Source organism: Legionella cherrii (assembly GCF_900635815.1).
GTDB classification, from domain to species: Bacteria; Pseudomonadota; Gammaproteobacteria; order Legionellales; family Legionellaceae; genus Legionella; species Legionella cherrii.
In genome coordinates this window covers 1,707,163-1,720,923 of the sequence record NZ_LR134173.1, presented here as the reverse complement: position 1 = coordinate 1,720,923, position 13,761 = coordinate 1,707,163, and the positions used below count along the sequence as shown (strand labels likewise).

Sequence of the window (13,761 nt, the reverse complement as noted above, 5' to 3'; positions counted from 1 at the left end):
ATAAATACTAAGACTTTATTATCCAAATAGTGCTCAAATATATCACACTTTTAATAAATAAAATATTAAAGAAAATTAGAAATGGATTGAAAAATTGATTAAAAAACATCGAGAACGGCGTTTAATAACTGTTGTGTATAAACTTCTTTAGGGTTTTTAAAAATCATTTCACAACTTCCAAATTCAATACCCACACCATCTTTCATCACAAATACCTCATCAGCAATATAGGAAACAACGCCCATATTATGGGTAATAAATAAATAAGAAATACCTGTATCCTGTTGTAATTCTTTTAATAAATTAAGAATCTGTGCCTGAACCGAAACATCCAGGGCACTCGTTGGTTCATCACAAATCAAAATATCAGGTTCTGTAGCTAAAGCTCGAGCAATACAAATTCTTTGTCTTTGCCCACCAGAAAATTGGTGGGGATAACGATGTAAACTGCTGACAGGCAAATTAACTTGGTTCAACAGTTTTTTTTGTCGTGCACTAATCAAGGAATGCTTCATCCCTTGAGCATGCATGCCTTCAGCGATTATTTCACCCACAGTCATCCGCGGATTCATAGAGGAAAAGGGATCTTGAAAAATAATTTGAACTTTTTTTCTATACTCCCTTAATGAGCGCCCTTTTAATGCCAGCACATCCTGCTCTTTATAAAATAAATCGCCTCCAGAAATCGGTAATAAACGCAATAAAGCACGACTGGTCGTTGTTTTACCACAACCAGACTCCCCTACTAATGCTAATGTTTTTCCTTGTTGTAGACGAAATGAAAGACCATCAACGGCTTTAAATAAGGTTTTGTGACGACTGAATAGCCCTTTTTTCTGAATAAAACCAACGGATAAATCCTTCACAGTAAGGATCGTTTTTGCTTCCGTAGCAGTTCCACTCCAGATGATTTTATTTTTTTGCAAAGGAGGTAATTCATCATTCTCAGGATATAGATGACAGCGTACCAACCGCCCATCTTGCTCTTGTAATTGCGGTTCCTCTACTGGACATCGCGAGAATGAATAAATACAGCGTGGATGAAAACGACACCCTGAAGGCATTTCATCCAAAGCCGGTACAAATCCACGAATAACCGACAGGCGTTCCTCGCGTTTTGCCATAGAGGGCACCGAAGCCAATAATTGCTGTACATAGGGATGTTGCTTGGTGCGCGAGAAAAAATCATCTACAGAAGATTGTGCTACTACTTGCCCTGCATACATGACACATACGCGAGAGGCCATAGCTCTCAGTACTCCAAGATCGTGGGTGATCAGCAGTAAACTCATCTGATGGGTTTGTTGTACTTTCTTCAATAAAGAAAGAATTTGTGCTTGAATGGTTACGTCCAAAGCAGTTGTTGGTTCATCCGCAATCAAAACATCTGGTTTACATGCCAAAGCCATAGCAATGACTACGCGTTGTTTCTGGCCACCAGACAATTGATGTGGGTATTGATGAATTTTAACCTCCGGCTGAGGCATTTCTACCTCATGCAGTAAGGACAGTAATGCTTCATGCAATTCGTGGGGGGTAAATGAGTTACATCGCAACAACGCCTCTCTCAGCTGTTCTCCAATTGTCATCACCGGATTAAGCGCAGTCATTGGCTCTTGAAAAATCATTGAGATTTTACGGCCTCTCAACTGTCGCATCATGTGCTCTGGTAAATCCAGAATGTCTTGTCCATCGATGTGGATTTGACTATTCACTCCATAAACACCTGATTTAGGTAATAGGCGCATCAAGGCAAGAGACGTTAGCGATTTACCGCAACCTGACTCCCCCAACAACACTAGGGTTTCACCAGGATGTAAATTAAAACTGATCTCATCCAAAGCTGAGACCCTTCGATGGTGATCTTGAAAAACTACAGATAATTGATGAATTTCAGCACTTGTCTCTTGCATATATTTTCTTTTAACCCAGATTAATCATAATCCAGGAAAGCATCCCTACTCATTCCCGGATATGATTTAATAAATCCAGGTATTTATAATATTCTGAAAAAGTCAGATTGGAGTCAGGCTGAGAGAAAATGATTTCCTAAAATGCCCACATAGTTATCTATGCTGCGCTGTTTAGGGGAATCATGTTCTCTCAAGATGCACCAAATATGGCTTTTTCCCAAGAGTCTTTACTTGTCAGTTGCAGAATAGAGGCTCTTTATAATAGATTTACAAAAGGAATATTCGTCTTTCGTCCTACTGTATCATAATGTATGGTAAAATAAAGATAACTTTTATTAGAGAAATACCCATGTCAGAAAATTATACTGCCCAAGCAATTGAAGTCTTAAGTGGACTCGAACCTGTTCAACGACGACCCGGCATGTATACCGATACAACGCGTCCAAACCATCTAGCCCAAGAAGTAATTGATAACAGTGTCGATGAGGTATTGGCCGGCTTTGCAAGCCATATTCGTGTCACCCTCCATGAAGATGGTTCTATTGAGGTTGAAGATGATGGTCGTGGAATGCCCGTAGATTTACATCCGCAATTAGGCTTAAGTGGTGTGGAAGTCATTATGACTCGATTACATGCCGGGGGCAAATTTTCTGATAAAAATTACAGCTTCTCAGGTGGTTTACATGGGGTGGGTGTTTCTGTTGTCAACGCACTTTCTGATCGTCTGGATGTTACCATCAAACGCAATGGAATTATTTACCAAATGTCTTTTGCCAATGGCGACAAAGTATGCGAATTAAACGAAACAGGCATTACTAAAAAAAGAGATACAGGTACGATTATTCGTTTTTGGCCAAATCCTAAGTACTTTGATACTACCCGTATTTCAGTAAAACATTTAATGCACGTACTCAGAGCAAAAGCGGTCCTCTGCACTGGCTTGTCCATGACTTTTGTCAATAAAACAAGCAATGAAGAAATGCATTGGTGCTATGAGCAGGGACTTATTGATTATTTAAATCAATCGTTACCTGATGGAGATTACTTACCTGAGGAGCCCTTTACAGGCGAATTCAAAAGCGACGAAGCAACGGTTGACTGGGCCTTGGTTTGGTCCAATGGGGGAAGCACTGGTTTCAGTGAAAGTTATGTCAATTTAATCCCCACGATTCAAGGCGGTACCCATGTTAATGGCTTACGCTCTGGCTTGTTTGATGCGATGGCAGAGTTTTGTGAACTTAGAAATCTACTACCCAGAGGAATAAAACTTACTGCAGATGATCTGTGGGAACCTTGCCAATATGTCCTATCCGTTAAAATGAAAGAACCCCAATTCGCAGGCCAAACTAAAGAACGTTTGAGTTCCCGTCAAATTTCCGCATTTGTCAGTAATGTGGTTAAAGATGCTTTTGCACTTTGGCTCAACCAACATCGCAATCAAGGTGAGGCCATTGCCTCTTTAGCAATCGATCGTGCGCAAAAACGGTTAAGACAAGCCAAACAAGTAGCACGCAAACGGGTAAGTCAAGGCCCTGCCCTCCCTGGCAAATTGGCTGATTGTTTGCTCACTGATCTCAGTCAAGCTGAATTATTTTTAGTAGAAGGAGACTCAGCAGGAGGTTCTGCAAAACAAGCACGTAATAAAGATTTCCAAGCGATTTTACCCCTACGTGGAAAAATTCTTAATTCCTGGGAGGTGGATTCATCACAAGTTTTAGCGTCGCAGGAAATTCATGATATCTCAGTAGCTATTGGGGTTGACCCTGGTTCATCCGATCTGAGCGGATTGCGTTATGGTAAATTATGTATTCTCGCTGATGCAGATTCAGATGGCGCACACATTGCTACGTTAATCTGTGCTTTATTTTTACGTCATTTTAAACCTCTAGTTCAGGCAGGTCATGTATTTGTTGCCATGCCCCCTCTTTATCGAATTGATGCAGGCAAAGAAGTTTATTATGCACTGGATGATGAGGAGAAAAATCGTATCCTCAACCACTTGGCTCAAACGTCTCGAGCAAAAACCAATGTTCAACGATTTAAAGGTTTAGGTGAAATGAATCCAATTCAATTACGTGAAACAACGATGGATCCTAATACCCGACGCCTGGTTCAATTAACTTTGGACGATGAACAAGGGGCTGAAGCAATTATGGATATGATGTTAAATAAAAAACGCGCCAGTGATAGAAAGGTCTGGTTAGAAAGCAAAGGCAACTTAGCTGAAGTGTAACTTATTAATTTTTGTCCATTGATGCACTTTAATATTGCAGCAACTGTCTTAAATTTTTAATTCAAGACAGTTGCTATATCTTAGGCTAAAAACAATATTACCACTTTAATAATGGAATCAGATTAGAATAATCATCGGTCCATAAGAACTGTTCGTTACTTGCATCAAACCGCCAATTGGTCCCTTTCATCAATTGAAAAGCAAGAGCTTCATTAAAGGTCAAAAAAGCCCACTCCGAATCAAACTGAGCTAATGCCGGAAGTCCTTTATTATTTATATAAAATACCATCAGCTCTAAAGACCTGCCTGCAGCATTGATCACAGGCAATAATTGCAAATGCCGATTACTTAGATTAATTAATATCCCACCATCTTTGGTAATTTTTTGTTTATATAAAGTAAATGCTTCAAAAGTTAATAAATGTACTGGTATTGCATCAGAATTAAAGGCATCTACTATTAACAAGTTCTGGGAATGATCGGGCAATTGTTCTACAGCTAATCTTCCATCATTTTTTATAATGGTCACTTGAGGAGGACAATCTCGTAAGTAGGTGAATAGAAAAGAATTGTTTGCCAATTCGATGACCTGATTATCAATTTCTATTACATTAATACGATCCTCTTTTCTAAATTGACAAATCATCGTCCCAATACCTAAGCCAATGACGGTTACTGACAAAGAACTTGTTTGTTGTTGCATGGCATCAACTACGGGACGAACTGCTCCATAATAAGAACTATTTCCATTAGGTTTTTTCTCGTCCATAACTTGCAATCCATGCACTGTAGACTGATTGATTAAGGCATGTGTTCCTTGTTTAACTATTACTTTTTTTACTCCATAAAAATCACGTTCTTGTATTAAAATAGTCTCATCCTGTAATAAGGGTGAAAAAATAAACCCAAATAAAATCAATAAAGACAGGATTAAACTGGTTCTATTTTTTTGCCAAACAATGATCAAAATTAACGCCAGAAGAGCACACATTTGAAATGAGGTAAAACCTCCTGGCCAATGAACATCAAGGATGAGGTAATGAAATAACAAAAGAACCAGTACCACTAGAGGAAGCCACCAACCGCTTTTTTTTGTCCGTTGAGGCAAAGCAAATAAACTGAGTAAGATTGCTAAAGGATATTCATACACCTGATTAAACCAATGGGGGGCTAAAACTCCATTAAATAATCCGGCTAATACGCCACCAAGAGCCAAACAAAAATAAAATAAAGTGAGTGATTGTGGTTTTGGCCTGCTTAAAAACAATTGGCCATGGCAGAGTAATGCTAAAATAAAAAAATTTAACAAATGAAACACAATACTTTGCCAAACCTTTATTTGGCTTGCAGTTAAAATAAAGCCAATGATTGGAAAAATGAGAAAAAAAATACTGTTTTGTGCTATCCATGAGCATGAAATTAAAGGTTTGTTCGTGAAGATAAGTACAAAAGTAAGCAGATACAATGCCAAAGGCAATACCCAAAATAAAGGGGTTGCTGCGATATCCGTAGTAATATATAGAGTCACTCCAAGCATTAAGCTACAGGGAACAAAACTAAAAAAAATCCAATAGCCTATTTTTTGCCAATGCCACTCTTGAACTCTTTGATTTTGTTCTTCCAACGGTTGATATCGAGGAACATAGAGAACAATAAATAACATAACCACGTAGAGTACGTAGATGATACTCCATAAATAGTATTGATTTTTGAGCCCAATAAATCGCTCGATTACCCAAGGATAAAGCAATAAAGATAAGAGACTTCCCAGATTCGAAGCAGAATATAAAAAATAGGGATCAGCAGCCCCTTTTTCTTTGGTCTGGCTGTATGCAAACTGTAATAAAGGTGCTGAAGCACCAATAACCACTAAGGGCAATCCCAATTGGGTTAACAAAGCAAATAAAATACTCCACTCTGGAGAATCATTAAAACTCACAGGTTTAAATAAAAGAGGAAAAACTGAAAAACTCAAAATAACAAGTACACTGTGTGTCAACCGCCATGAAAAAGTTTTATTCAAAAAGCTAAGCAATGCAGCATATCCATAAGCAAACAATAAGATCAGTTGAAAAAATAGCATGCATAAAATCCAAACTGCCGGCGTTCCTCCATAAAAAGGCAACAAGGTTTTTGCAACCATAGGTTGAATGCTAAATAAAAGAATGGCGCTTAAGAACAAACCGAAAGGGAATAAGAAACGCACAAAAATCCTTGGCTAAAAATCCGAACTTATAAAAATGTATTGTAAGATTAGAAAAAGTATTCTTCAACGTAACTATAGATACCTGAGAAACTCAAATACAGGGGCTATTGCTTTTAAAATGCATCAACAAAAGCTATATTAAAGGTCATTTTATATTTCTGGAGTAACTATGGATAGTTTTCCTCGAGAAGATTTTCCTAATGTAAACACGAGTAGTTATGATCAAATAAGAGATACTTTAAAAACGGGCAACCTTTTATTTGCATCCGGAAATTCTTTAATGTCTTCGATGATTAAAGGAGCAACGAACAGTGTTTGGAGTCATATTGCATTTATTGTACGTCTAGAAGCCATTGATCGCATCATGGTCATGGAAAGTGTTGAAACCATTGGAGTACGCACTGTTCCTCTAAGCAGTTATGTGCGTAACTATAACGGGAGTGGGAAGGGATATCCTGGAAGGTTAATGGTGGCAGGTTATCAGGATTTTCCAACTAACTCGCTTACCAATTTATCAAAGCAAGCCGTTGATCTACTTGGCTACCCTTATAATACAGAGGAAATTCTTAAAATCGCTGCTCGTATAGGAATGGATGCTTTTGGCTTTGACAACACGAGCCCCGAGGTGACCTCGCCGCATGCATTTATTTGTTCTGAGTATGTAGCCATTTGTTATAAATCGGTTGGTATTACTATAGATTATAATCAAGATGGCTTTATTGCGCCGGCAGATTTTGCCCGTTCGCCACAGGTACAGCCAATTTCTTATATTGCTACTGAGTAATAAATCTCCCTTCCCCCTATTCGCCATCGCGAGCATGGCGAGGATCTCCTCGCTGCGGCGCAACGCACTCGTTACACTTGAAATAAAGGAAGCAACAGTGAGGCGAACATCGATCGAATGAAGCATTTGATTGCGCTAATGAACACGCAACACTGCCCCTCTACCACGAACGGGAGAGGTATTTTTTACCCTTTCCTAAGACGTTTCACCAATTTTTTTAAAATCGTGTTCACCGAAAATTGCTGAGTCAAAAGAATAGTATTTAAATTCCAGGAGATTATTGCTTGGATCTTTCAGGAAAAAAGATTGATGTTCAATCTGCGTCCCTTTAAATCGAATTTTTAGCGGAATTTCAAAGGGTATTTGTGCCCTTTTAATTTTTTCCCAGAAGGCATCAAATTCGTGTCGTTCAAGAAAAATCAGGCCAAAATGTCTAGGGTAAATACCTTCTTGGACTGGAGGAAGAGTATCAATTTTATGTGCAACAATTTGATTATCACCAAATTTTAAAATTAAGGCATGCTCTGATTCACGCCCTAGGGAAAAACCCAATTTATGATGATAAAAATCTTTTGCGGATGCAAGATCATGAATTGGGAATGCGAGATGGAATAAAGTTTTCATAGATATGATTTCTTATTATTTTTACATTTTTTCCATTTTCCTTGGCAGGAATTCTTCTTAAACGACACATTTCTTATAAATGGTCTATTTTATAGAAAGGAAAACTGATTAAATTCTAAATAATATAAAATTTATATTATTTAAGAAATAAGTATGTAAGAATATTTACTATTTAATTTTAACTTCAAATATAAAATGCATTTAAACAATTTTTTTGATTATATAATTCACGTTGATGTTTATTTAAATGCCATTGTTTCAACTTATGGATTTTGGACCTATTTTATTCTATTTGCAGTGATCTTCTGTGAAACTGGACTTATTGTGACACCTTTTCTACCGGGAGATTCCTTACTCTTTGCTGCCGGAAGTATTGCAGCCCAATCTGGAAATCCATTAAATATTTCCATTCTATTCCTACTGCTTTTTTTCGCTTCAGTTTTAGGGAACCAAATCAACTTTTTAGTGGGGCGTCTAATGGGCCCGCGTATTTTTTCTACTGATAAATCCTGGTTACTTAATAAAAAGCATTTGCAGGAAACACATGCTTTTTATGAGAAGCATGGGGGAAAAACGATAGTTTTTGCACGCTTTCTTCCAATCATACGCACTTTTGCCCCCTTTGTTGCGGGTATAGGAACGATGCGAGTGGTTCATTTCTCACTCTACAATTTGATTAGCGCCTTAATTTGGATTGCTAGTCTGTTAAGTTTAGGTTATTTTCTGGGTTCAATCCCCATAGTTAAAGAAAATTTTTCCGTTGTCATTTATGGCATTATTTTTATTTCTATTTTACCACCCATTGTTACATTGTTGAGTCGCAAACGAGCCTAGCCGAAAATAAAATATAGCCTGAAATTTCACTAGCTCGAGCCAAAATGGCCTGATTTTAGAGCACTGAAGCGCAGCATACATCAGTATGTGAGCATCGGAGCACAGAAAATCAGGACAGTTTGGCCAAGATTTCGGGACCTATTTCCATTTCGCTAGCTTGAGCCAAAATGGCCTGATTTTAGAGCACTGAAGCGCAGCATACATCAGTATGTGAGCATCGGAGCACAGAAAATCAGGACAGTTTGGCCAAGATTTCGGGACCTATTTCCATTTCGCTAGCTTGAGCCAAAATGGCCTGATTTTAGAGCACCGAAGCGCAGCATACATCAGTATGTGAGCATCGGAGCACAGAAAATCAGGACAGTTTGGCCAAGATAGTAGAAATGGGAATAGGTCCTAATCGGCAATCAGTAATTGCGACAACATACCCTGTTGAATCCACCCCTTGAGATAAGAAGCAGCTTTCATACCTACCTCTTCGGGATTGACCCATTGACAAAGCCCCTCGCAAAGAGCACCAAAGGATAATCCCTGTAATATGCCATCCAAAAGCCAAGCCTCTTCTTCAGACATACTGTAAAATCGAAGCATATATTCTGGTGCACGCCATAAAACCCAAGGAATTGGAGCCGAATTTTGTTGCAACTCAGGTAACTCGTGATCATGAGATAAGGCTTGCCAAAGAGGAATTGTATTCCAAAAGTAATTGATTCGTTGCAGGGACGGATGAAGAACAAATTGTAAATTTGCCCATGCTTCAGGCGGAACAGCAGCCATGTCCTCAATCCGCACTACCGGTGCATCAGCAGAATCAAAAGCCAGGCTCATTCTCCATTCGAAATCAGCCAATTCGGCCAAATAGGGATATTGTGGGTAATTGTGCTGAATGAACTCAGATAATAAGTTGCCATACCAACGAATGGAACGATAACAAGAAGGATGAGCATCAATATAATAAGTTGATAACTTGTTAAACTCTTCAGTTCCTAAATAAGAATATAAGGTGGGAAAATTGGTGCTCAAGCTTTCAATCAGCCTGAGTCTATAAGCATCACGATAAATACCTAAGCGAGTATCCACGGAAACCATTTCAGTTTGTACAATAGAATTATGGATTTCAAAGTCTTCTGATAATAAAAATTTTTGAAATTGATCTTGTAACTGCAAAAGCTGGGTCATACAAGCACCTCTTCAACCAAAATGGATTCTGCAATTCGTCGTGCGTGATTTATTTCCGCAAGCAACTCAGCAAAAGGAGGCATATTATCATCTCGTTCAATCATCGTTGATATGGGACCAAGACGTTGCAATGTGGCTGCATAAAGATCCCAGACGGGTTTAATGACTGGGGCATCATGGGTATCAATAATGTAATCTCCATGATTCGAGTGGCCGGCTAAATGGATCTGAGCTACACGTTCGGGAGGCATAGCTAAAATATAATCCATAGGATTAAATTGATGATTTATAGAGCTGACATAAATATTATTTACATCGAGCAAAATGTAACAATCCGCTTGCCTTACAATTTCTAGAATAAATTCCCATTCAGACATTTCCGATTGTTGGTAAGTAAGGTAGCTGGAAACGTTTTCGATTAAAAGAGGACGTCCTAAAAAATCCTGTACCTGCTGAATTCGTGAAACAACGTGGTTTACTGCCTCACGCGTATATGGAATAGGCAATAAATCATGAGCATTGATTCCGTTAACTCCAGTCCAGCATAAATGATCAGAAATCCATTCCGGTTCGACCCGCGCCGCTAACTCCTTCAGTTGTTTTAAATATTCTTCATCCAGAGGGTCCATACTACCTAATGAAAGAGACACGCCATGCATCACCATAGGATAGTGAGCTCGTATTTGGTCGAGATAATATAGCGGTTTTCCGCCCGGAACCATATAATTTTCGGTAAGAATCTCAAACCAATCCAAATTAGGTTTTTGCGTTAAGATTTCTTCATAGTAATCAGGTCGTAATCCCAAACCAAAACCTAAAAAAGGCATTTTTGGGGTCACTTTATATTTTGGGGTGTCCATAGGTCAAATCCGAGGAAAATTTGAAACCAGGCACGCAATACATGCCTGGAGTAACGCAATGCTCAGTGGAAATTATTCAACAACAGTACCACCAGCTTTTTGGCAATCTTCTTTAGACATTTCGCTCATGCCTTTGCCTTTGCAAGAATTTTGTCCTTTACAAGCGTTGTTAGCAGATTTGCAAGCGCCTTGACCTTTACATGCATTACCACCTTGGCATTTAACCATACCAGAAGCAGCATCAGCAGCAAAAGCAGGAGCAATAGCAAACATTGAAGCAGCACCAATTGCAAGAGCAACGCCTGTTAATTGTAATTTGTTCATTTACTTAATTCCTTTTAGAGTTAGTTAAATATGCTATAGGCAAAATATAATTTAGCCACTTGCATTTTAGAAAGTAATATTTAATTTTGTCAAGTTACCTTTGAAAAATAATGGTTTTCCATACTCAAAGCCTCCCATGCCGTATTATCAATTTCGAGAAGGTTCTCCACATCAGAACAGGGAATTTGCGTCGAACAACATGCTGAAATCTGGGCCTTTTAAAGATAATCCTCTCGTAATCGCTACAATTGTCTATAATCAGAATAAATATGTACTGCTTTAACGATAGATTATGAATGCACCCTTATTTACCTCAAATGAAATTTATGAATTCATTAAGCAGCATGAACCCTTCAGTTTAATGAGTCAAGCTTGTCTTTTAAAACTTTCTCGTGTTTTAGAAATAGAATCTCAAACTGGCGATTCCCTCTTGATTCGAAAAGGGGAAAATATGAATGATCTTTACATTCTAATTAAGGGTCGGCTTTATTATCAAGTCACGGATACAGAAGGGAATGTGACTTATCAAGGGGAATTACATGAAGGGGCAATAATTGGTGAAATGGCTCTATTGTCTGACTTACCACGCTCAGCCAACGTATACGCATTACGAGATAGCATTATCTTAAAGTTATCCAAGAGCAATTTTTTGAAATTATGCAAATCTTATCCGGAACTTTTGAACAAAATAACTCAATTCACGATTAAACGATTGACTAACTCACTGCAAGGGATTCAGCCTGCGGACTCTCGTAATAAATCAATCGCCCTGATTCCTATAAAACCAATTTATGACCTCGAATTTCAGTTGCAAGAAATGATTTTCCGTTTTTCTTATGGAGAAAAAATTCTTTTATTAACGAGTAGTTATTTGAAAAATAAAAAAAACTTTCTGGATGAGAATGGAACTATGAGTAGTAAAGGAATTTTATGGATTGACCAACTTGAAAAAGAATACTCTTTTATTTTTTACCTCGCTGATGAAACAATAACAAACTGGACTAAATTTTGCATACGTCAAGCCGATTCAATCGCTTTCTTAGCGCTCGCAGAAGAACATAATTCTGATTTATCTGAAGTAGAACAATATGTATTACATTCCCAACATAATTTTATTAAACGTAGTGTATTAGTGCTTATGCATCACGCTGCAACCCCACCTCACAATACTCAAGCTTGGCTAGAAAAACGAGCGGTAAATACCCACTTCCATGTTCGAAGCAATACAGAAGCTGGTATTTCACGGATGATGCGTATCTTAACGGACAATACCATTTCTCTGGTACTGAGCGGTGGTGGTGCTCGAGGTCTTGCTCATATAGGCGTTTATCGCTTGCTAGAAGAAAGAGGGATACCCGTAGACTATATCGCTGGAACAAGTATGGGCGCAATGCTCGCTGCCGTTTTTGCTATGGGGTATTCTTCGGCTGAGCTATTGAAATTGGTCGAAGATTATTTGATCAAAGGCACTAAGATTGATTTTACCTTCCCCTATATTGCAATTGCTACCGGAAGAAGAGCCACAGACAGTTTGATCGAACTCTATGGTGAACACAGTAAAATTGAAGATTTATGGCTTAACTATTTTTGTGTATCAACAGATTTGGTCAGCAAAAATTTGTATGTTCATGATAGAGGTCTATTATGGGAATCAATTCGCTCCAGTATTTCTCTACCTTTTATTTACCCCCCAGTATCTTTCAACGATAAGCTACTTATTGATGGAGGTGTACTCAATAATATACCCACTGATGTCATGCGGCAGTATTCACATAGCAGCAAAATTATTGCCTCTAATGTTAATAATGCCACATCGTTCAAAATGTCCCCATTGCCTTACTCACTTTCTGGTTGGAAATTGCTTTACAATAAATTTATGGGAAAAGAGTCCATACTCCCCATTAATTTAGGTGAGTTAGTACTACGGCTGTTAACCATAAGCTCCCATCAAAATACTGCGAAAATGATGGCCATGGCAGATTATGGTATTACTTTAAAAGTAGACAATTACGGAATTTTGGACTTTAAAAAATTTAAAGAAATTATCGACGCGGGTTACCAACAGGCAAAAGCGCAGTTACCTGTCCAAAATTTAGCCGAACTACTAAAGAGTAAATCTGATTATTCTCGTGGAAAAATGATTTAGAAAATCAACCTTTTTGACATTCTTACACGCACTACCCCGCTATTTTTTTGCTTTTCTCGCCATGACCTGATCAAAAATAATTCTTTTTTCTGGAGGCAACGATGCTCGTCGCAAAGCCATCATTTCTTCGAGAGTACCTTGGATGCAATCAGGAGTAAGCCTATCAAGAATTAAAAAGCCATTTAAGTGATCAATTTCGTGCTGTAAAACCCGCGCATAAAATCCCTCTTCAATTTGTTGATGAAACTGGCCTGATTCATCATAGTAGCTGACCGTGATTTGCTCATAACGAGGAACCTTTCCAGATTTGCTGGAAACCGAGTAACACCCTTCAAAATCGTAATTCATTCCAGAGCCTGCCACCGGTTCGTAACTGGGATTAATCATAATATGCATCGGATAGAATTGTTTCACATTATCCCGTAGTAAAGTCGCCTCTTCAGGAATATAAATCGCAATGATTCTTCGCGAAACATTAACCTGAGGTGCAGCCAGCCCCACGCCCCCCAATCCATGTAATTTACTTTTCATGGCAACAATTAAATCTTTATCTGCTTGACTTAAAGGAAACGCAACTTCCTGAGCTTTATCTTTTAGAACCTGACGATACTCAGGCTGCTCTACAGTAACTATATCCATCGCCATACTCGTTGAACTC

11 protein-coding genes are annotated in these 13,761 nt (G+C 38.4%); 4 read left to right on the top strand and 7 right to left on the bottom strand.

Annotated features, from left to right (window positions below; translation table 11 throughout):
• Positions 1-98 precede the first annotated feature (98 nt).
• Positions 99-1,913: an ABC transporter ATP-binding protein gene (locus EL022_RS07405; RefSeq protein WP_028382306.1), complete on the bottom strand. Its 1,815-nt coding sequence runs from the start codon at positions 1,911-1,913 to the stop codon at positions 99-101.
• 349 nt (positions 1,914-2,262) lie between these two features.
• On the opposite strand from EL022_RS07405, the gene parE reads away from it, so the two are divergent.
• The gene (gene parE / locus EL022_RS07400; protein WP_028382307.1) at positions 2,263-4,146 is read left to right on the top strand and encodes a DNA topoisomerase IV subunit B; all 1,884 of its coding nucleotides are present in this window, start codon (positions 2,263-2,265) and stop codon (positions 4,144-4,146) included.
• Between the two features lie 97 nt (positions 4,147-4,243).
• On the opposite strand, the gene EL022_RS07395 is transcribed toward parE, so the two are convergent.
• On the bottom strand, positions 4,244-6,352 hold the full coding sequence (locus EL022_RS07395; RefSeq protein WP_241972269.1) for a spermidine synthase: 2,109 nt from the start codon (positions 6,350-6,352) through the stop codon (positions 4,244-4,246).
• Between the two features lie 169 nt (positions 6,353-6,521).
• Here EL022_RS07395 and EL022_RS07390 point away from each other — a divergent pair, with 169 nt between their 5' ends.
• The gene (locus EL022_RS07390) at positions 6,522-7,136 is read left to right on the top strand and encodes a YiiX/YebB-like N1pC/P60 family cysteine hydrolase (RefSeq protein ID WP_028382309.1); all 615 of its coding nucleotides are present in this window, start codon (positions 6,522-6,524) and stop codon (positions 7,134-7,136) included.
• 195 nt (positions 7,137-7,331) lie between these two features.
• Here the strand turns inward: EL022_RS07390 and EL022_RS07385 are convergent, their stop codons facing one another.
• Positions 7,332-7,760, bottom strand: a complete 429-nt coding sequence (locus EL022_RS07385) for a VOC family protein (protein ID WP_028382310.1) — start codon at positions 7,758-7,760, stop codon at positions 7,332-7,334.
• Positions 7,761-7,955: 195 nt separating this feature from the next.
• Here EL022_RS07385 and EL022_RS07380 point away from each other — a divergent pair, with 195 nt between their 5' ends.
• The gene (locus EL022_RS07380) at positions 7,956-8,594 is read left to right on the top strand and encodes a DedA family protein (protein WP_028382311.1); all 639 of its coding nucleotides are present in this window, start codon (positions 7,956-7,958) and stop codon (positions 8,592-8,594) included.
• Positions 8,595-8,990: 396 nt separating this feature from the next.
• On the opposite strand, the gene EL022_RS07375 is transcribed toward EL022_RS07380, so the two are convergent.
• From EL022_RS07375 to bufA2, 3 genes are all read right to left on the bottom strand, one after another.
• A complete protein-coding gene (locus EL022_RS07375) occupies positions 8,991-9,773 on the bottom strand; it encodes an HvfC/BufC N-terminal domain-containing protein (RefSeq protein WP_028382312.1) in 783 nt (260 codons plus the stop codon).
• Positions 9,770-10,633 (bottom strand): MNIO family bufferin maturase, encoded by an 864-nt coding sequence (gene bufB / locus EL022_RS07370; protein ID WP_028382313.1) that lies wholly within the window; start codon positions 10,631-10,633, stop codon positions 9,770-9,772. The genes EL022_RS07375 and bufB overlap by 4 nt, the downstream gene beginning before the upstream one ends.
• A gap of 72 nt (positions 10,634-10,705) precedes the next feature.
• Positions 10,706-10,957 (bottom strand): BufA2 family periplasmic bufferin-type metallophore, encoded by a 252-nt coding sequence (gene bufA2 / locus EL022_RS07365; protein WP_028382314.1) that lies wholly within the window; start codon positions 10,955-10,957, stop codon positions 10,706-10,708.
• A gap of 292 nt (positions 10,958-11,249) precedes the next feature.
• Here bufA2 and EL022_RS07360 point away from each other — a divergent pair, with 292 nt between their 5' ends.
• A complete protein-coding gene (locus EL022_RS07360) occupies positions 11,250-13,103 on the top strand; it encodes a cyclic nucleotide-binding and patatin-like phospholipase domain-containing protein (protein ID WP_028382315.1) in 1,854 nt (617 codons plus the stop codon).
• Positions 13,104-13,142: 39 nt separating this feature from the next.
• On the opposite strand, the gene def is transcribed toward EL022_RS07360, so the two are convergent.
• Positions 13,143-13,748: a peptide deformylase gene (gene def / locus EL022_RS07355; protein ID WP_028382316.1), complete on the bottom strand. Its 606-nt coding sequence runs from the start codon at positions 13,746-13,748 to the stop codon at positions 13,143-13,145.
• Between the last annotated feature and the right edge of the window lie 13 nt (positions 13,749-13,761).

Coding starts and splice junctions, on each gene's coding strand:
- parE (WP_028382307.1), top strand. CDS start 2,263: ATGTCAGAAAATTATACTGCCCAAGCAATTGAAGTCTTAAGTGGACTC.
- EL022_RS07380 (WP_028382311.1), top strand. CDS start 7,956: ATGCATTTAAACAATTTTTTTGATTATATAATTCACGTTGATGTTTAT.
- bufB (WP_028382313.1), bottom strand. CDS start 10,633: ATGGACACCCCAAAATATAAAGTGACCCCAAAAATGCCTTTTTTAGGT.
- EL022_RS07385 (WP_028382310.1), bottom strand. CDS start 7,760: ATGAAAACTTTATTCCATCTCGCATTCCCAATTCATGATCTTGCATCC.
- EL022_RS07390 (WP_028382309.1), top strand. CDS start 6,522: ATGGATAGTTTTCCTCGAGAAGATTTTCCTAATGTAAACACGAGTAGT.
- def (WP_028382316.1), bottom strand. CDS start 13,748: ATGGCGATGGATATAGTTACTGTAGAGCAGCCTGAGTATCGTCAGGTT.
- EL022_RS07360 (WP_028382315.1), top strand. CDS start 11,250: ATGAATGCACCCTTATTTACCTCAAATGAAATTTATGAATTCATTAAG.
- bufA2 (WP_028382314.1), bottom strand. CDS start 10,957: ATGAACAAATTACAATTAACAGGCGTTGCTCTTGCAATTGGTGCTGCT.
- EL022_RS07405 (WP_028382306.1), bottom strand. CDS start 1,913: ATGCAAGAGACAAGTGCTGAAATTCATCAATTATCTGTAGTTTTTCAA.
- EL022_RS07375 (WP_028382312.1), bottom strand. CDS start 9,773: ATGACCCAGCTTTTGCAGTTACAAGATCAATTTCAAAAATTTTTATTA.